Origin of the sequence: Avibacterium endocarditidis (assembly GCF_965138825.1) — a bacterium.
Lineage (GTDB): Bacteria > Pseudomonadota > Gammaproteobacteria > Enterobacterales > Pasteurellaceae > Avibacterium > Avibacterium endocarditidis.
The window spans coordinates 66,306-83,531 of record NZ_CBCSDH010000009.1; the positions used below are offsets into that span (position 1 = coordinate 66,306).

Below are 17,226 nucleotides of genomic sequence, written 5' to 3' on the forward strand. Positions count from 1 at the left end.
AGGAGAACAAAATGTACTTAGATCAAATTAAAGCCGAGCTGAACGAAGCGCAGGACGTGCTTAATAAATTCGTCAATGATGAAAAAAATATCGAATTAATTCAACAAGCTGCATTGTTAATTGCGGATAGCTTTAAACAAGGCGGAAAAGTGCTTTCGTGCGGTAATGGTGGATCCCATTGTGATGCAATGCACTTTGCCGAAGAACTCACTGGGCGCTATCGCGAAAACCGCCCTGGTTATCCAGCCATTGCTATTTCTGATGTCAGCCATTTAAGCTGCGTGAGTAATGATTTTGGCTATGATTATGTGTTCTCTCGCTATATTGAAGCAGTAGGGCAAAAAGGCGATGTACTGTTTGGCTTATCCACTTCAGGCAATTCCAAAAATATTTTAAACGCCATTAAAGCCGCGAAAGACAAAGGAATGAAAGTCATCGCAATGACAGGCAAAGACGGCGGACAAATGGCAGGGCTTGCTGATGTAGAAATTCGCGTGCCACATTTCCGTTATGCCGATCGCATTCAAGAAATCCACATCAAAGTGATCCATATTTTAATGATGTTGATCGAATTTGAAATGGCGAAAGTGGCATAATTTATTTTTCATTTAATTTGATAAGTGCGGTACAAAATTTAATGATTTTTTACCGCACTTTTAAATTTAACCAAACACATAAAATGTGTTGTGATGATAGAGTAGAGCGAGATTGAAAGGTTTATTTTTACGCATAGTGAGTGCCGTTGCCTTATTATTATGGGCCATTGATATGGTGTTCCCGTGGCAGCGCATAATGCAATCGGAAGATAACCCTTATGCAATGGTGCAAACCAAAGGCAAACTGATTGTTGGCACACTGAATAATCCTATTTCTTATTTCATTGGTTCGGAAGGCGCAACGGGGTTTGAATATGAACTGACGAAAGCCTTTGCCGATTATTTAAATGTAGAATTGGATATTCGCCCAATGGATAGCGTTCAAGCACTGTTTTCTGCGTTATCCGCTCATCAAATTGATTTAGCCGCAGCGAATTTGCTTTATCAGCCTGAAAAATTAGAACAGTTTCAGCTTGGACCGGCGTATTCTTCTGCCTCGTGGCAACTGGTTTACCGTAAAGGAGAAAATCGCCCGAATTCGCTAGCAAGATTAAATGGTCGCTTAGTGGTGGCGAAAGGCTCGGAGCTTAATATATTGCTTAACCGTTTTAAAGAGCAATATCCTGATTTGCAATGGACGACAGTAGATCAAAGCCAAGAAGAATTATTGCTGCAAGTTGCGGAAAGTAAAATAGATTACACCATTGCTAACTCAATAGATATTTCCATTACCCAACAAATTAAGCCACAGCTTGCGGTTGCCTTTGATGTTACTGATGAAGCAACCATTCATTGGTATCTGGCGAATAACACTTATAACGAACTGCAAGCCGCCTTGCTTGATTTTATGAATAATGTCATTGAAACAGGGCTTATTGCACGCATTGAAGAAAAATATTTTAATCATCTTGCGCAGTTTGATTATGTGGACACTCGTTCTTATTTAAACGCGATAGAAACAATTTTACCGAAATATGCCTATCTTTTTGATAAGTATAAAGGGGATTTGGATTGGCGCTTGTTAGCTGCTATTGCTTATCAAGAATCACATTGGAACCCAGAAGCCACTTCGCCAACAGGGGTGCGCGGAATGATGATGCTTACTAAGGCGACAGCGGAGCGAATGAAAATCAACAATCGTTTAGATGCGGAGCAAAGCATTAAAGCGGGGGCAGAATATTTGCATTTATTACTTGCGCAAATGCCAAATACCATTCGCCAAGAAGATCGCATTTGGTTTGCCTTATGTGCTTATAATATGGGACTAGGGCATTTACTTGATGTGCGCCGTTTAACGAAAAGCCTTGGCGGTGATCCTGATAACTGGCTTGATGTGAAGAAAAATCTTCCCTTACTGGCAGAAAAACGTTACTACACAAATTTAAAATATGGCTATGCGCGAGGTTATGAGGCGTTCCAATATGTGGAAAATATTCGCCGATATATGAACAGCATTGTGAATTATCACCGCGTACAGCAAAACCAAGAAGAACAAAACCAACCTTTACCACAACGCAGCAAATAATTTAGGGGTTTCCCTTAGGCTGTGAATTTTGATAGAAAATAGAGGATATTATGGCAGTAAAAAGAAAAACATTTTTGAAGAAAAACAACACTAAACTCTTCCGTTTATCACAAGTGCGAGCTTTAAGATTAAAACGTTTGAAACAGCGAAAATTCCGCTTACACGAACGCCATTCATTGCAATTTGTAGTTCAGGATATTTGTTGTTAAGGAGTGAAATGAAAAAGCATTATGTTGCCCACATAATGCTTTTTTTGTTATCGATAAATTATGCATTTTCAGCCAATAAGCGTTGAATAAGTTTGCTGTTCGCTGGGGGAAATTGGCTGGCATCAAGTTCAGATTGCGCAATCCACATTCCCTCTTGCCCTTCTCGTCCAAATGGTTCACCCACCCATTGTTCTACAAGGTAAAAAGAAAATTGAATGATCTTGGACGGATATTCAAAGGTAAAACGCTCAAATAAGCTGGCGTTGAGAATATGAATACCAATTTCTTCTTCTAGCTCTCTAGCAAGAGCTTGTTCGGGTGTTTCACCTTTATCAACTTTTCCACCGGGGAATTCTAGGGCTTGGGCAAAATCTTGTCCCTCAAGACGTTGAGTGAGATAAATCTGCCCAAATTCATTACGAATAATGCCTGCTGCTACTTGAATAATGGGTTTCGCCATTTTTTCTCCTTAGGGTCTGTTGATCATTCATTTTGCATTTGAGCTATGAATGATAAACAGACTCTCTATAAAGTGCGGTAAAAAAATCAAAAATTTTTCACCGCACTTTATGTTTTATGGATTAACTATATTTCGCCGCGCGATTGCCGTGGCAATGTTTATATTTCTTACCAGAACCGCAAGGGCAAGGTTCATTACGCCCAATCTTACGATCTGATGGTGGCAATGGTGCTTGCTCTCCTTGAGCTTGCTGATCATCAGCGGTGTTATATTGCATTTTTGCTTGCTCACGCGCGGCCATTTCTTGCTGCAATTTCTCCGCTTGCTCAATTTCTTCTTGAGTACGAATTTGAACTCGGCTTAAGGTGGTAATCACACTTAATTTCAAGGAATCAAGCATATCCGTGAACATTTGGAAAGATTCTTTTTTATATTCTTGTTTTGGATCTTTTTGCGCATAGCCACGCAAGTGAATACCACGGCGTAGGTGATCCATTGCAGATAAATGTTCTTTCCAAAGTTCATCAAGGGTTTGCAGCATTACGCCTTTTTCAAAATGACGCATTGACTCTGAGCCAACCAATTCTTCTTTACGTTTATATTCTGCAACGGCTGCGTCAATAATACGTTCGCGCAAGGTTTCTTCGTGCAAGGCATTATTTTCTTCCAACCATTGGCTGATTGGTAAGTCTAAAGCGAAATCTTGTCTTAAACGCTGTTCTAGCCCTGGAATATCCCACATTTCTTCTAAGGAATTTGGTGGAATATATTGATCAATCACGCTGTTGAAGACATCTTGGCGGATCACTTCAATGGTGTCAGCGATGTTTTCGTTATCCAACAGCTCATTACGTTGTTGATAAATCGCGTGGCGTTGATCGTTGGCAACGTCATCAAATTCTAATAGATTTTTACGACCGTCAAAGTTATGCGCTTCAACTTTTGCTTGCGCAGAAGCGATCACTTTCGTGAGCAATTTCGATTCCATTGCTTCACCTGGTGTGCTGAAGGCTTTGCGCATCATATTGAGCTTACCTTCGTTTAAGTAAATACGCATTAACGCATCGTCTAAGGATAAGTAAAAACGTGATGAACCTGGGTCACCTTGGCGGCCTGAACGTCCACGCAACTGGTTATCAATACGGCGTGACTCGTGGCGTTCCGTACCAATAATATGCAAGCCACCCGCTTGTTTTACAATATCGTGGCGTTCTTGCCATTTGGCTTTGATTTCTTCAATTTGCGCTTCTGTTGGGTTATCCAATTTTGCCACTTCAGCTTTCCAGTTACCGCCAAGCACAATATCTGTACCACGTCCTGCCATATTGGTGGCAATGGTTACGGCCCCCGGATAACCTGCATTAGCAATAATTTCCGCTTCTTGGGCGTGGAATTTTGCGTTTAATACGCTATGTTTAATGCCAGCTTTGGTTAAAGCATCAGATAACAATTCCGATTTTTCAATAGACGCCGTTCCCACCAACACGGGTTGGTTGCGCGCAATACAATCCTTAATTTCTTCAATAATCGCAGCAAATTTGTATTGTTCATTTTCAAACATTAAATCTGTGCGATCATCGCGAATCATTGGGCGATTAGTTGGGATCACAATGGTTTCCAAACCATAAATTTGTTGGAATTCAAAGGCTTCGGTGTCCGCTGTTCCTGTCATTCCGGCTAATTTTTCATAAAGACGGAAATAGTTTTGGTAAGTGATAGAAGCGACCGTTTGGTTTTCATTTTGGATTGGTACACCTTCTTTTGCTTCAATGGCTTGGTGTAAACCTTCTGACCAACGGCGGCCTGCCATTGTACGCCCTGTATGTTCATCAACAATGATAATTTCACCATCTTTTACGATGTAATCCACATCACGTTCAAACAATGTATGAGCGCGCAATGCGGCATAAACGTGATGTAACAACGTGACTTTAGCAGGGGAATACAGAGATTCGGTTTCTTGCATCAGGCCTTGATCGATCAGCCATTGCTCGATTTTTTCTTGCCCACGTTCTGTGAGATACGCCTGTTTGCTTTTCAGATCTAAAGTGTAATCGCCATCACCTTGGTATTCTTCGGTGTCTTCTTTATCTTGTTTGATTAAATGAGGAATCAATTTATCAATGGCAATATAAAGTTCTGAACTGTCTTCCGCAGGCCCAGAAATGATCAACGGTGTACGTGCTTCATCAATCAAAATAGAATCCACTTCATCGACCAAAGCATAATAAAGCTCTTTTTGGAAGCGATCTTGTGCTGAATGAGCTAAATTATCACGCAAATAATCAAAGCCTAATTCACTGTTAGTGGCATAGGTAATATCCGCAGCATAGGCAGCACGTTTTTCTTCCGCTGGCAAACCCGGCACGTTTACCCCAACGGTCATTCCTAAAAATTCAAATAATGGGCGGTTAGTTTCCGCATCGCGGCGCGCAAGGTAATCATTCACCGTAACAACGTGAACGCCTTTTCCTGTTAAAGCATTAAGATAGCAAGGCAAGGTTGCAGTAAGGGTTTTCCCTTCCCCTGTGCGCATTTCTGCGATGCAACGATTATTCAGCACCATACCGCCAATGAGCTGCACATCAAAATGGCGCATACCGAGTACACGCTTACTCGCTTCACGTACGGTGGCAAAGGCTTCTGGCAATAAGCTTTGTAGGCTTTCGCCGTTTTTTAAGCGCTCACGAAATTCTGCTGTTTTGCCTTGCAACTGTTCATCGCTTAAGGCTTCAAACTCCGGCTCCATTTTGTTAATTTTGATTACTTGTTTATTCAAACGGCGCAGAATGCGATCATTGCGGCTACCAAAAATTTTTGTAAAAATAGTTCTAAACATAATTTTATTTCTTTTATATCAATAGGTTAAATTCAATTTCAGCAGTCGCTGAAATCAGTTAAAAGGTATTTACTAGAAAGAAAGGCTAAGCCGTAGGGCCAGCACGGATCGGCGTGGCGGCACTGAGTACAGGAAAAACAAAGTGCGGTGCTTTTTTAGTGAGAATTTTCGGTGCAACAAAACTTTTTTTGCTTGGTTTTTGTTGCTGTTGAATAATTTGTTTGTGGGCAACCAGCTGATGACAAGCAAGCTGTTGCATTTGACGTTGTTCACGGGAATAATTTTCACAGGCAAGCCCAGCATTTTCCACGCTTTGCGCATTAGGCAAGGCAAAGATCGCAATCATACTAAGTAGTAATTGCGACCAAAAATTCTGTGTGCTTTTAGATGAAATCATTCGCTAACTTATTTTTAATTAAAAATTCGCTGTTATTGTAGCGGAAAATCACTACAATGTCTTATTCTGATGTGTAATATTAGGGCAAAAAAGCCGAAAACAAGCGATGCGATACAGTAAACCAACCAACGTACAAGATGTGCTAGAAAATTCCAGCCTAGGCAAAATTATGCAAAAAGGCATTTTGTTACAACAGCTGAACGAGCAAGTAGAACGCCTATTTCCCAATCAATTTAAAGGCTTTTATCGCGTTGCCAATCTTTCCGAAACCACGTTAGTGATTGAAGTAGCAAATGCGATGGTGCGCCAAAGTTTGTTATTCAAAGAAAAAGATCTCTTGGCGAAAGTGCAGGGCCTAAATCCGCAAATTCAGCAACTTCAATTTAAAGTCAATCCCGCCTTAATCACTCAGCCACGTTGAGTTTTTGCCCGTGAAAGCTGGCGATCATCTCATTCACCTTAATCCGCTTGTGCGAAGCTTGGCTGATTGAGCGTTGCACTTTTAAGCGTTTGATTTTCGCCCCTTGGTAAATTTGACGGGTAAACTTGGTATCGTGATTAGAAATTAACACCGGAATTTGTCGTTCCCTTGCGGTGCGGTGCGCCAATTCAGCCAAGGCTTGCTGATGATCTAAGGAAAATTCATTGCCAGCATAACTGGTGAAATTGCTTTCTTGTTTGAGCGGTGCATAAGGCGGATCGCAATAGATCACCGAATTTTCATCAGCAAATTTAAAGGCTTCGTGAAAATCTGCGCAAATAAACACCGCACTTTGTGCTTTATGGGCAAAATAGCGTAGCTCAATTTCGGGGAAATAATGGGTTTTATAGCGTCCAAATGGTACGTTAAACTCATTTTTGCTGTTGTAACGACATAAGCCATTAAAGCCAAAACGATTGAGATACAAAAACAGTACGGAACGCTCAAAGTTATTGGTGGATTGATTAAACTGAGCGCGCCGCGCGTAATAATAGTCTGGTGTATTCGCATCAGGGTGAAAAAAGACCGTTTTCACAGCTTCGATATACAAATTGACATCTTGTTTAACGGTGTTAAATAGATTGATCAAATCCGCATTAATATCCACCAAAATATAACGTTCAAATTGGCTATTTAAAAAGACTGCCCCTGCCCCCACGAAAGGTTCAATAAGACATTGTTTTTTCTTAGGAAATAATTTATTGATTTGATCCGTAAGACGAAACTTTCCCCCCGCCCATTTTAGAAAAGGGCGGTATTTTTGTTGTGGGAAAATTGTCGCATCAGGATACATTGAGATTAGTCAGTTTGTGTGCAACGTGCAATGGCTGCAAGAACAAGCTCTTTGTTGCTATCGCTTGCCACATAAGCTTGCCCAAGAGATTTTAACAACACAAGGCGTAACTTGCCTGCTAGCACTTTTTTATCGCGCATCATATGCGGTAAATAATCTTCGGGTTGCATTGTATCTGGCGAAAGGGTTGGCAAATTAGCACGCGCAAAGAGCTTTTCTAAACGCCCTACATCTTGCACCGATAAATCCCCTAACATTTCAGAAAGCGCAGCCGCCATCATTGAGCCAGCGGCCACCGCTTCACCGTGTAGCCATTGCCCATAGCCTAAATGGGTTTCAATGGCGTGGCCAAAAGTATGGCCTAAGTTGAGCAATGCGCGATCACCTTTTTCTGTTTCATCTCTTGCCACCACGTCCGCTTTAATTTGACAACAACGTGCGATACATTGCTGCAACGGCGTTTGTTCAAGGGCAACCAATTCATCAATGTGCTGTTCTAGCCATTCAAAGAAAGGATAATCTAAAATCGCGCCATATTTAATCACTTCCGCCAAGCCTGCATTGACTTCGCGTTTTGGCAAGGTATTCAAGGTGAGCGTATCGACAATCACGGTGCAAGGCTGATAAAACGCCCCGATCATATTTTTACCTAAAGGGTGATTAACGGCGGTTTTCCCCCCCACAGAAGAATCCACTTGTGCAAGTAAGGTAGTTGGAATTTGGATAAAACGCACACCACGTTGATAACTGGCTGCGGCATAGCCCACGACATCACCAATCACACCACCACCTAGAGCAATTAAGGTGGTATCGCGGCCGTGATTTTTTTCTAATAAGGCGGTAAAAATTAGATTAAGCGACTCAAGATTTTTGTATTGTTCCCCATCAGGCAATAACAGGTGATCAACCTGACAACCCAATTCCGTCAAGGTTTTCGTTACCTGCGCAAGATAATGTTGTGCAATAGTTGGATTGCTCACGATCATCACTTTATCACCTGATTTTAGGGGATAAACACTCGGATCAGAAAGCAGGCCTGCGCCGATATAAATAGGATAACGGCGTTCTTTTAATTCAACATTTACGCACAACATCATTTTTTCCTTTTGCTTAATTAGCCGTTGATATTTTCAATTAAATCAACAATTTGATTTGCCATTACTTTGGCACTTTGATCATCAGTAGGTAAGGTAATATCCGCCACTTCTTGATAAAGCGGATTACGAATTTTTGATAGATCTTCTAGCACTTGACGCGGATCTTCCACATCTTGCAATAATGGACGTTTTTTATCACGTTGAGTACGTTGGAATTGTTTTTCCACTGTGGTTTCTAAATAGATCACAATGCCACGCGCAGAAAGGTGATTGCGGTTTTCTTTTGACATCACCGCACCGCCGCCTGTGGAAAGCACAATGCCTTGTTTTTGTGTTAATTCATTAATAATACGTTCTTCGCGTTTGCGGAAGCCTTCTTCACCTTCAACATCAAAAATCCAGCTAATGTCAGCGCCAGCACGTTGTTCAATTTCCGCATCTGTATCAATAAAATCCATTCCTAACATTTGCGCTAATTGACGACCAATAGTGCTTTTCCCTGCTCCCATTGGGCCTACTAAGAAAATATTACGTTTCTCTGCCATTTTTCGTTGTTCTTCTTTAATAAAATTTAAAATAATTGATCTTTCCGACAAATAAAAAGACAACCACAAAATCAAATATGGTTGCTAAAAGATCACCCAAAAAATAATGGGGATTATCTCAATAAATGCCCACCTTTTTCAACCGTCAAAGCAGATTTATTTACCAGATTTGTGCGAAATCTTGCTAGAAGATGACGAAGTGCGGTGATTTTTTGGCGGATTTTTCACCGCACTTTGTTTTTCTGCCTGTTGCCCTTTTTTGATCAAATGCGGTGTGACGAAAATCACCAATTCCCGTTTTTGATGGCGCTCTACTTCCTTACTAAACAAACGTTTAATCACTGGAATATCACCTAGCACAGGCACTTTATCTAAGGCTTTGGTAATGGTATCGTGGAAGATGCCACCTAGCACAATGGTTTCTCCATCTTGTGCAAAAACTTGCGTGTTAATTTCTTGCTTATCAATAGCAATGACTTCGTTTTCGCCATAAGCCACACGTCCACCAGGGGCATTTTGGCTCACCACCAAATCCAACAAAATGCCGTTATTTTTGGATAAATGTGGCGTTACTTCTAGCCCCAGCACCGCTTCGCGAAACTCAATGCTCTGGCTGTCATTTTTATTATTATTCACCACATAAGGAATTTCCGTCCCTTGCTTAATGCTCGCACTTTTCTTATTAGTGGTAAGCAAACTTGGGCTAGCGATAATTTCTACGCTATTTTCTCGCTCCAAGGCGGTTAATTCTAAATCAAGCAATCTTCCATTGATTTTGGCAATCTGCAATGCCACCGATCCTGCGGGGGTGTTAGTAGTAGCGAAATTGACGTTGAGATTATCAGTAATATTGGCAAAACCGTTCGCATTTAGGCTACCCATTACTTTATGGCTTGCATCTGTTGGCGTAAAAATTCCCCAACGCACGCCAAGTTCTTTCAAACTTTCATCACTAATGGTGACAATGCGCGCTTCAATGGCGATCTGTTCAATGGGCTTATCCATTTCCGTAACCAAGCGTTTCATTTGGTTTAATACGGCTTTTTCATCTTTAATAATCAATAGGTTACTGCGATCATCAAAACTCATACTGCCATTTGCTGAAAGCAACGAGCCACTGCCCGAAGTGAGCGTTTTCATCACTTCAGAAGCTTTGGCATAGTGCAATTTTATTGTCATTGTTGATAATCTGGGAACTGTTGGCTCAGGCAATGTATCTACAAATTCAATAGGAAAGTTATTGGCTACTTCTGGCAAAGAATTTTGCGAGGCTTTACTGAGATAATAAATACCGTTTTCCTGCCAGAATTGGAGCTGTTTTATTTTGGCAACCACTTGCAAAAATTGCGCGAGGGTTGTTTGTTGCAGTTGTAACGAAATTGAACCTTGCAATTCGTCATCGATCACTAAATTAACCTTCTGTTGTGCTGCGAGCTGTTGCACGGTCTGTACCAAAGGGGCTTGCTGTAAGCGAATTGAAAAGGTTTCGCTTGGTTTTTCGCTTGCGCTGGCAAATAATGAAAAACTCAGAAAAAACGCACCGCACTTTAATAATCGCATTTTTTTTCTCCTAAAAGGTTAAATAAACAAATTGTGATTGCATACAGTCAAAAAGTGTAATTTGCTGTGGTGAAATATCCTTAATCTGCAATCTTTCTTGTGCAACCACATCTTCCTTTTGAATAAGCATAACCTGTTGATTCTTATCAGTAAAAATTGCTTTGTTGTTTTCTGGAAACTGAATGATTCCAACTAACTTGAGCTGTTGAAAAGAAGCCTCTTCAGCCAAGATTTTTTTATGTGTAGGGCAATTTGTAGAACTTGGCTGAGCAACGATTGCCGCCTGTGCTGTGCGCTGTGTTTTATCAAAAGGATCTTGTGCAGAAACAAAGGGGCTGAGTAGTATGAGAAAAAGAAACGCTTTTTTCATTGTTTATCCTTGGGTAAAGAAAGTTTAAACCGAACTTCTGTGATTAGTGAGAGTTGTGAAAGCGGGCTTTCGCGTGTTTTGTAAATATGCAGTTGTAATACATTGAGTTGCGGTGTGCGCTTTAAAAGTGCGGTCAAAAATTGATGTAAATTATTGAAATTGCCGACTAATTGCATTGTTAAATAAGGTGCTTGGTAAAAATCCCATTGGCTATTTTTTACTTGTAGTTGAAAATCCTGTGGACGCAAAACTTGATTTATTTGGGCAATATCGCTTGTGAGTTCAGGTGTAAACGTATTTTGTGTATTTTGTTGTAGTGAGCTTAAAATTTGTTTTTGATGTGCCAAATCTTGTTCTAATTGCAGAATTTGGCGATCTGTTTGGCTATTTTGTTGTTGAATTTGCTGATATTCCATAATCCAAAAAGACACAGGCAAAAAGGTAAAAATCAGTAATAGAGCGTATTGCTTGGTAGCTGAAAGCTGGGCGAGCTTGCCGAGTAAATTATGCGGATTATTAAAAATTTGCTTCATCATCTTGTTCATTTTTTAATTGAAATTCAAAAGTCAGCTGTGAACCTGTGGGCTGAAATTGCGTGAGTTGTGAATGGCTAAATAGCGCTAATTGCGTGATGCGTTGCTGTAATTGCTCAAATTCTTGTTGATCTTCTGTAAAACCATTGAGCAATAATTTTTCTTGCGTAAGCGCCACGTCATTTAATTCTCCCTGTTGCAAAGGAAGCGCAGCAAGCCAGTCTAAAAATTGAATAACCTCTTGCGATGGCAAACTTTGTTGTTCTTGCTGATAAACATAGTGTTGTCTTAAGGCACTAATCTGCTCAATAGTTTGGTTTAAATTTTGCGAAAATGTTTCATATTGCGCATTCTTTTGTGGTGCGATGGCTTGTTCTGCTTGTAAAACGTTGAACATCGTAAGGTGGCAAGCAAAGCTTATAGCGAAACAAATTCCTGCTCGCATTAATAATTTTTTCATATTTTTATGATGTGCCGCCAATCGCCACGGTAGCAAATTAATCGCCATTTGTTTCTCCTTTCTGCTGCCAGAAAGATTGTTGCCATAAGGCATTTCCTAAGGCTATAAAGGGGAAATCTGTTTCGACTTTCTGCCAGTGTTCATGCAAGGCGTTTGGTAAATCATTGCAATAGTAATAAATTTGCTCAGGTTGCAAGGAATAACGCTGGCAGAACATTTCAGCAAGTGCGGTGAGATTTTTGTCAGTTTGTTGCATAAATTGAACCGCTGAGGCGTTGGGCTGAACGGCAAAGGTGTGTTGCTTATCTTGGTAAAGAAAAAGCACCTGTTTTTCCGTGCTAACCCCTGTGAGATATTGAAAGGCTCGGATTATCGCGTGGATACAGCAATCCAACACTTGAATAGGAAAAGGGGCGTAAGCGTTGAGATAATCCAAAGCTGTTTGTTTTTTTATGGCAAAAATACTCATCTTAAAGCCCTGTTTAAGTGGTTCTGATTGATAATCAAACCAGATTTCTTCAAGGGGAAGGGGTAATTCTTGCGATAATAAAAATCGACATTGTTGCTCACATTCTGTGGCAGTTAAAATTTGTGGCAATAGGAGATTTTTGATCCAAGTGTATTGTGGTGAAATTGCGGTGATAAATTTTATTGTTTTCAAGGAATTATTGCCTGATTGTGGTATAAGCTGCGCGGCAAGTTGTGGCAAGGAAATTGGTGAAGATAGGGTACTGGCGTGTGGTTGATTTTTTTCATCAAACCAAACACATTCATAATTTTCACCTTGTTTCCACACACCAACTTGTTTTTGTGTGGTGAAATTATTCGTTTTCTTCATTCTTCCTACTCAAATATTCATTTTAAATGCACTTTTAGCTTTGGATTTCCTTGACTAAACTTTATACTTACGTTTTAAGGAAGTAGTTAAGCTAAAATCTTGGGTTTTAGTTTTTCTGATTTTTTTCAATTTTGCACGAATGAAGAGAGAATTTTACGATGCGGATCGCAAAATTAATTTTAAGTAGCTTGCTGACAATGATCATTTTAGGTTGTGTTGTCGTAGGAATTATTTATGTTCAACTAAAATCAGGCTTGCCAAGTGTAGATTCCCTAAAAACTGTGGAATTACAGCAGCCGATGCAGATTTATACCGCTGACGGCAAACTCATTGGTGAAGTGGGCGAACAGCGCCGTATTCCCGTGAAACTTAATGACGTACCAAAAAAATTAATTGAGGCGGTGCTTGCCACAGAAGATAGTCGTTTTTATGAACATCACGGTTTAGATCCTGTGGGCATTGCTCGTGCGGTGAGTGTTGCGATTACTAAAGGCGGTGCATCACAAGGGGCGAGTACCATTACTCAACAGCTCGCGCGTAACTTCTTCTTAACGCCAGAAAAAAATATTGTGCGTAAAGCGAAAGAAGCCATTTTGGCGATTGAAATTGAAAACACCCTAAGCAAAGATGAAATTTTAGAACTATATTTGAACAAGATTTACCTTGGCTATCGCGCTTATGGTGTGGCGGCGGCTGCGAAAACCTATTTCGGGAAATCGCTCGATCAGCTCACCTTATCAGAAATGGCGGTGATCGCAGGCTTGCCAAAAGCACCTTCCACAATGAATCCGCTCTATTCTCTTAAACGTGCAACGGCACGCCGTAATGTGGTGCTAGGGCGAATGTTAGAAATGCAATACATCAGCAAAGCGGAGTATGATGAAGCTATCAATGAGCCTATCGTAGCGCGTTATCACGGTGCGCAATTAGATTTTAAAGCAGATTATGTTACTGAAATGGTACGCCAAGAAATGGTGAAACGCTTTGGTGAAGAAATGGCTTATAGCAGTGGCTATAAAGTCTATACCACCGTGCTTTCTCAAGATCAAGCTGAAGCACAGAAAGCCGTGCGTGATAATTTGCTAGCCTATGATAGACGACACGGCTATCGTGGTGCGAACACTTTATGGAAAAAAGATGAGAACCCTTGGGATGAAGATAAAATCATTGATGCACTGAAAAAGCTACCCAATTCCGATCCCTTAGTACCCGTTGCTGTACTAGAAAACAGCAAAGCAGGAACAAAAGTATTATTCGATGATGGCACTCACCTTACCCTTTCAACAAAAGCAATGCAATGGGCGGGTAAAAAGCAACCCAAAGCTGGCGAACAAATTTGGTTGCGCAAAGCAAGTAATGGGGAGTGGCAACTATCTCAAATCCCTGAAGTGAATTCAGCCTTGGTATCATTAAACAGTGATAACGGTGCAATTGAAGCGTTAGTAGGTGGATTTAGCTTTGAACAAAGTAAATTTAACCGTGCTACCCAATCTCTCGTACAAGTAGGCTCATCAATTAAGCCATTTATCTATGCTGCAGCCATTGAAAAAGGCCTTACCTTATCCAGTGTATTACAAGACTCCCCTATCGTAATAAAAAAACCTGGTCAAAAGGTATGGACTCCGAAAAATTCGCCAAATCGCTATGATGGCCCAATGCGTCTGCGTGTGGGCTTAGGACAATCAAAAAATATGATTGCCATCCGTGCTATTCAAATGGCTGGCATTGATTTTACTGCCGATTTTTTACAACGTTTTGGCTTCCAACGAGATCAATATTTCGCCAGCGAAGCGCTCGCTTTAGGCGCTGCGTCATTTACCCCTCTTGAAATGGCGCGTGCTTATGCGGTGTTTGATAACGGTGGTTTCTTGGTAAATCCTTACCTTATTGAAAAAATCCTTGATAATAGCGGCAAAGAGCTGTTTGTTGCGAATCCACAAATTGCTTGTGTTACCTGTGATAACATTCCTGTAATTTATGGGGAAACTGAAAAATTAGACGGGTTTAAAAATCTTGATTTAGAGCAGCCTGATAATTTAGTTTCTACGGACAGCAGCACCAATGGTGAAGAGCTAGATCAAGATGAGCAACCTAATGACATTCCAGAACTTGATCGCCAAAATAAAAAATTAGATGAAAACGCAATTGATTTTATGGCGCAAGATAAAAAAGCCAACGACCAAGTGCAGTATGCACCTCGCGTAGTTAGTGGTGAATTAGCTTTCTTAATTCGTAGTGCATTGAATACCGCAATTTATGGTGAACAAGGTCTAGGCTGGAAAGGAACAAGTTGGCGAATGGCAAATCAAATTAAGCGTTCGGATATTGGTGGAAAAACAGGGACAACCAATAATTCAAAAGTGGCTTGGTATGCCGGTTTCGGGGCAAATATTACCACCGCCGTTTATGTTGGCTTTGATGACAACAAACGCAATTTAGGTAAAGGTGAAGCGGGCGCACAAACTGCAATGCCAGCTTGGATTGATTATATGAAAACGAGCTTAAGAGATGTGCCAGAGCGTAATCTTCCACTGCCACAAAATATTATCGAAAAGCGTATTGATACGGGTTCAGGGTTGCTTTCTAACAGTGGTGGACGTAAAGAATACTTCATCAAAGGCACAGAGCCTAAACGCGCCTATGTTAAAGAGCGTGGTTATTATGTCCCACCTGAATTGCTAGAGCGTCTAAATGGTGGAGTGAAATCCTCTGAACAACAAGAATTATTCTAGTACAACACTACCGATAGGATAAAAAACAAAGTGCGGTTGTTTTTTCAAGAATTTTTCTAATCTGAAAAGAAAAGACCTAGCGAAATAGCTAGGTCTTTTTTATGCGGAAGATAAATTAAAGAATATCCAACAATTCCACTTCAAACACTAATGTGCTAAATGGTGGGATTGATGCACCTGCACCGCGTTCGCCGTAGGCGAGGTTGTGAGGGATGGTGAGTTTCCATTTTGAGCCAACTGGCATCATTGAAAGAGCTTCAACCCAACCTGGGATTACGCCACTTACTGGGAATTCCGCTGGCTGACCGCGTTGCACGGAGCTGTCGAATACCGTGCCGTCTGGCAATGTTCCTGTGTAGTGAACGCGTACTTGATCTTGTTTGCTTGGAATTTTGCCGTTACCTTCCACTAATACTTCATATTGCAAGCCTGAATCGGTAACTTTTACGCCGTCTTTTTTTGCGTTCTCGGCTAAATAGGCTTTGCCTGCTTCCTCAATCTGCTTAAATTGAGCTTTAGCGGCTTCGGCAGCCTCTTGTTGAAGTTGTTGTAATGCTTGGCTGACTTCGTTGAAATCAATCGCAGGTGGGTTTTGATTTAATGCGTCAAAAATCCCTTTCGCAACCGCTTCTGCTTTAACGGCTAATTTGCTATCAACTAATTGCTGACCGATTTGTAAACCGATTCCGTAACTGCCTTTGGCTGAAACATCATCTAAAGACACTTGATTAAAAAATTGTTCTGACATTGTTTTTTCCTTTTATTGAATAAATAAATTTTATCGCGACGATGTTGGAGTTAAGCCATTAGTGCTTTTTATAGCCCAACACTTCGCCCATATGCACAGGCACATCAACGGCTAACTGTTCCGCGAGGGTGATTTTATCCGCTTGGAATAAGTTAATCACCGTTGAGCCAAGTTGAAACGCGCCCATTTCTTGCCCTTTGGCTAATTTCACCGCGTTATCGCCCTCGTACGTCCACACTTTTACTTCATTGGCTCGTGGTGGATTAATCACCCCCGCCCATTGTGTACTAATGCTCGCTGTGATGGTTGCCCCCACTAAAATTTGTACCATTTGCCCAAATTCGGTATCAAACACACAAATCACACGTTCATTACGGGCAAATAAATTGGGGATATGCTCCGCTAAGAATGGGTTCACGGAAAAAAGTACGCCCGGTACATAAATCATTTTGCGTAATGTGCCATCGCAAGGCATATGTACACGATGATAATCTCTCGGTGAAAGGTATATTGTGGCGAATTCACCATTTTTAAAGGCCTCAACCAATTCTTTATCATTAGCCAGCAGATCGGCAAGGCTAAAATCCTGTCCTTTGGCTTGTAATAAACGATCTTCATCAATATGCCCGAGCTGGCTCACGCGGCCATCTGCGGGTAAACAAAGTGCTGTAGGATTTTCATCAATTTTTCTCGCCCCTTCCGCTAAAGGACGGATAAAAAATTCATTAAAGGTCGCATAATCATTAAAATTTGGTTTCAGCGCTTCTTGCATATTAACTTGGTATTTTTTCGCGAATAATTTAATCACTAAATGGGTTAGCGCTCCCCAACGTTGCTTTGCAAACCAACCAGCAAGCTGGGTTAAATAAAGTTGCGGCATTACATATTGAAAAGCCACTTTTACACGTTGCCAATACGTTAAAGGCATTTGCGTTTTTAATGTCATAAGGTTTTCCTTTGTTAAAATGGAAGGGCGATTATATCAACTTATCCTACTTGTGCAACGATATGCGGATTTTGCCTTGATTTATCGCAGGAATGGG

The 17,226-nt window shown here is 40.9% G+C and carries 17 protein-coding genes; 4 read left to right on the forward strand and 13 right to left on the reverse strand.

Annotation, left to right across the window (positions count from 1 at the left end; genetic code table 11):
• Positions 1 to 11 precede the first annotated feature (11 nt).
• On the forward strand, positions 12 to 596 hold the full coding sequence (lpcA, locus tag ACNAV8_RS06830) for a D-sedoheptulose 7-phosphate isomerase (protein ID WP_103855971.1): 585 nt from the start codon (positions 12 to 14) through the stop codon (positions 594 to 596).
• Between the two features lie 112 nt (positions 597 to 708).
• On the forward strand, positions 709 to 2,121 hold the full coding sequence (gene mltF / locus ACNAV8_RS06835) for a membrane-bound lytic murein transglycosylase MltF (protein ID WP_103855970.1): 1,413 nt from the start codon (positions 709 to 711) through the stop codon (positions 2,119 to 2,121).
• Between the two features lie 267 nt (positions 2,122 to 2,388).
• Here mltF and mutT read toward each other — a convergent pair whose 3' ends face one another.
• The 3 genes from mutT to secM form a co-directional block, all read right to left on the reverse strand.
• Positions 2,389 to 2,790, reverse strand: a complete 402-nt coding sequence (gene mutT, locus ACNAV8_RS06840; protein ID WP_103853760.1) for an 8-oxo-dGTP diphosphatase MutT — start codon at positions 2,788 to 2,790, stop codon at positions 2,389 to 2,391.
• 121 nt (positions 2,791 to 2,911) lie between these two features.
• Positions 2,912 to 5,629, reverse strand: a complete 2,718-nt coding sequence (gene secA / locus ACNAV8_RS06845) for a preprotein translocase subunit SecA (RefSeq protein ID WP_103855969.1) — start codon at positions 5,627 to 5,629, stop codon at positions 2,912 to 2,914.
• A gap of 85 nt (positions 5,630 to 5,714) precedes the next feature.
• A complete protein-coding gene (secM, locus tag ACNAV8_RS06850; RefSeq protein WP_103855968.1) occupies positions 5,715 to 6,026 on the reverse strand; it encodes a secA translation cis-regulator SecM in 312 nt (103 codons plus the stop codon).
• A gap of 106 nt (positions 6,027 to 6,132) precedes the next feature.
• Here secM and ACNAV8_RS06855 point away from each other — a divergent pair, with 106 nt between their 5' ends.
• Positions 6,133 to 6,447 carry a DciA family protein gene (locus tag ACNAV8_RS06855; RefSeq protein ID WP_103853757.1) on the forward strand — a complete coding sequence of 105 codons (315 nt, stop codon included), beginning with the start codon at positions 6,133 to 6,135 and terminating at the stop codon, positions 6,445 to 6,447.
• Here ACNAV8_RS06855 and ACNAV8_RS06860 read toward each other — a convergent pair.
• The 8 genes from ACNAV8_RS06860 to ACNAV8_RS06895 all read right to left on the reverse strand — a co-directional run bounded on the left by ACNAV8_RS06860 (position 6,431) and on the right by ACNAV8_RS06895 (position 12,703).
• Positions 6,431 to 7,300 carry a Dam family site-specific DNA-(adenine-N6)-methyltransferase gene (locus ACNAV8_RS06860; RefSeq protein WP_415777433.1) on the reverse strand — a complete coding sequence of 290 codons (870 nt, stop codon included), beginning with the start codon at positions 7,298 to 7,300 and terminating at the stop codon, positions 6,431 to 6,433. The genes ACNAV8_RS06855 and ACNAV8_RS06860 overlap by 17 nt on opposite strands.
• A gap of 5 nt (positions 7,301 to 7,305) precedes the next feature.
• Entirely contained in the window at positions 7,306 to 8,394 is a 1,089-nt protein-coding gene (gene aroB, locus ACNAV8_RS06865; RefSeq protein ID WP_103855967.1) for a 3-dehydroquinate synthase, read from the reverse strand.
• 20 nt (positions 8,395 to 8,414) lie between these two features.
• Positions 8,415 to 8,963 carry a shikimate kinase AroK gene (gene aroK, locus ACNAV8_RS06870; RefSeq protein WP_277870321.1) on the reverse strand — a complete coding sequence of 183 codons (549 nt, stop codon included), beginning with the start codon at positions 8,961 to 8,963 and terminating at the stop codon, positions 8,415 to 8,417.
• Positions 8,964 to 9,098: 135 nt separating this feature from the next.
• On the reverse strand, positions 9,099 to 10,502 hold the full coding sequence (locus ACNAV8_RS06875) for a type IV pilus secretin PilQ (RefSeq protein WP_103855306.1): 1,404 nt from the start codon (positions 10,500 to 10,502) through the stop codon (positions 9,099 to 9,101).
• A 10-nt stretch (positions 10,503 to 10,512) separates the two neighbouring features.
• Entirely contained in the window at positions 10,513 to 10,872 is a 360-nt protein-coding gene (locus tag ACNAV8_RS06880; protein ID WP_103855305.1) for a pilus assembly protein PilP, read from the reverse strand.
• Positions 10,869 to 11,408, reverse strand: coding sequence for a hypothetical protein (locus tag ACNAV8_RS06885; protein WP_146256876.1), 540 nt, complete (start codon positions 11,406 to 11,408; stop codon positions 10,869 to 10,871). Before ACNAV8_RS06885 ends, ACNAV8_RS06880 begins: the two co-directional genes overlap by 4 nt.
• Positions 11,389 to 11,913, reverse strand: coding sequence for a hypothetical protein (locus ACNAV8_RS06890; RefSeq protein ID WP_103855303.1), 525 nt, complete (start codon positions 11,911 to 11,913; stop codon positions 11,389 to 11,391). The genes ACNAV8_RS06885 and ACNAV8_RS06890 overlap by 20 nt, the downstream gene beginning before the upstream one ends.
• Positions 11,903 to 12,703, reverse strand: a complete 801-nt coding sequence (locus tag ACNAV8_RS06895) for a competence protein ComA (protein ID WP_415777434.1) — start codon at positions 12,701 to 12,703, stop codon at positions 11,903 to 11,905. Before ACNAV8_RS06895 ends, ACNAV8_RS06890 begins: the two co-directional genes overlap by 11 nt.
• Before the next feature lie 158 nt (positions 12,704 to 12,861).
• Here ACNAV8_RS06895 and ACNAV8_RS06900 point away from each other — a divergent pair, with 158 nt between their 5' ends.
• A complete protein-coding gene (locus ACNAV8_RS06900; RefSeq protein ID WP_415777435.1) occupies positions 12,862 to 15,435 on the forward strand; it encodes a penicillin-binding protein 1A in 2,574 nt (857 codons plus the stop codon).
• Between the two features lie 115 nt (positions 15,436 to 15,550).
• Here the strand turns inward: ACNAV8_RS06900 and ACNAV8_RS06905 are convergent, their stop codons facing one another.
• Both ACNAV8_RS06905 and asd read right to left on the reverse strand, forming a co-directional pair.
• Positions 15,551 to 16,183, reverse strand: a complete 633-nt coding sequence (locus tag ACNAV8_RS06905; protein ID WP_103855301.1) for an FKBP-type peptidyl-prolyl cis-trans isomerase — start codon at positions 16,181 to 16,183, stop codon at positions 15,551 to 15,553.
• 58 nt (positions 16,184 to 16,241) lie between these two features.
• Positions 16,242 to 17,129 carry an archaetidylserine decarboxylase gene (gene asd / locus ACNAV8_RS06910; protein ID WP_181022020.1) on the reverse strand — a complete coding sequence of 296 codons (888 nt, stop codon included), beginning with the start codon at positions 17,127 to 17,129 and terminating at the stop codon, positions 16,242 to 16,244.
• Positions 17,130 to 17,226 lie beyond the last annotated feature (97 nt).

Coding starts and splice junctions, on each gene's coding strand:
- ACNAV8_RS06855 (WP_103853757.1), top strand. CDS start 6,133: ATGCGATACAGTAAACCAACCAACGTACAAGATGTGCTAGAAAATTCC.
- ACNAV8_RS06875 (WP_103855306.1), bottom strand. CDS start 10,502: ATGCGATTATTAAAGTGCGGTGCGTTTTTTCTGAGTTTTTCATTATTT.
- ACNAV8_RS06900 (WP_415777435.1), top strand. CDS start 12,862: ATGCGGATCGCAAAATTAATTTTAAGTAGCTTGCTGACAATGATCATT.
- ACNAV8_RS06880 (WP_103855305.1), bottom strand. CDS start 10,872: ATGAAAAAAGCGTTTCTTTTTCTCATACTACTCAGCCCCTTTGTTTCT.
- ACNAV8_RS06905 (WP_103855301.1), bottom strand. CDS start 16,183: ATGTCAGAACAATTTTTTAATCAAGTGTCTTTAGATGATGTTTCAGCC.
- mutT (WP_103853760.1), bottom strand. CDS start 2,790: ATGGCGAAACCCATTATTCAAGTAGCAGCAGGCATTATTCGTAATGAA.
- secM (WP_103855968.1), bottom strand. CDS start 6,026: ATGATTTCATCTAAAAGCACACAGAATTTTTGGTCGCAATTACTACTT.
- asd (WP_181022020.1), bottom strand. CDS start 17,129: ATGACATTAAAAACGCAAATGCCTTTAACGTATTGGCAACGTGTAAAA.
- ACNAV8_RS06860 (WP_415777433.1), bottom strand. CDS start 7,300: ATGTATCCTGATGCGACAATTTTCCCACAACAAAAATACCGCCCTTTT.
- ACNAV8_RS06885 (WP_146256876.1), bottom strand. CDS start 11,408: ATGATGAAGCAAATTTTTAATAATCCGCATAATTTACTCGGCAAGCTC.
- aroB (WP_103855967.1), bottom strand. CDS start 8,394: ATGTTGTGCGTAAATGTTGAATTAAAAGAACGCCGTTATCCTATTTAT.
- lpcA (WP_103855971.1), top strand. CDS start 12: ATGTACTTAGATCAAATTAAAGCCGAGCTGAACGAAGCGCAGGACGTG.
- ACNAV8_RS06890 (WP_103855303.1), bottom strand. CDS start 11,913: ATGGCGATTAATTTGCTACCGTGGCGATTGGCGGCACATCATAAAAAT.
- ACNAV8_RS06895 (WP_415777434.1), bottom strand. CDS start 12,703: ATGAAGAAAACGAATAATTTCACCACACAAAAACAAGTTGGTGTGTGG.
- secA (WP_103855969.1), bottom strand. CDS start 5,629: ATGTTTAGAACTATTTTTACAAAAATTTTTGGTAGCCGCAATGATCGC.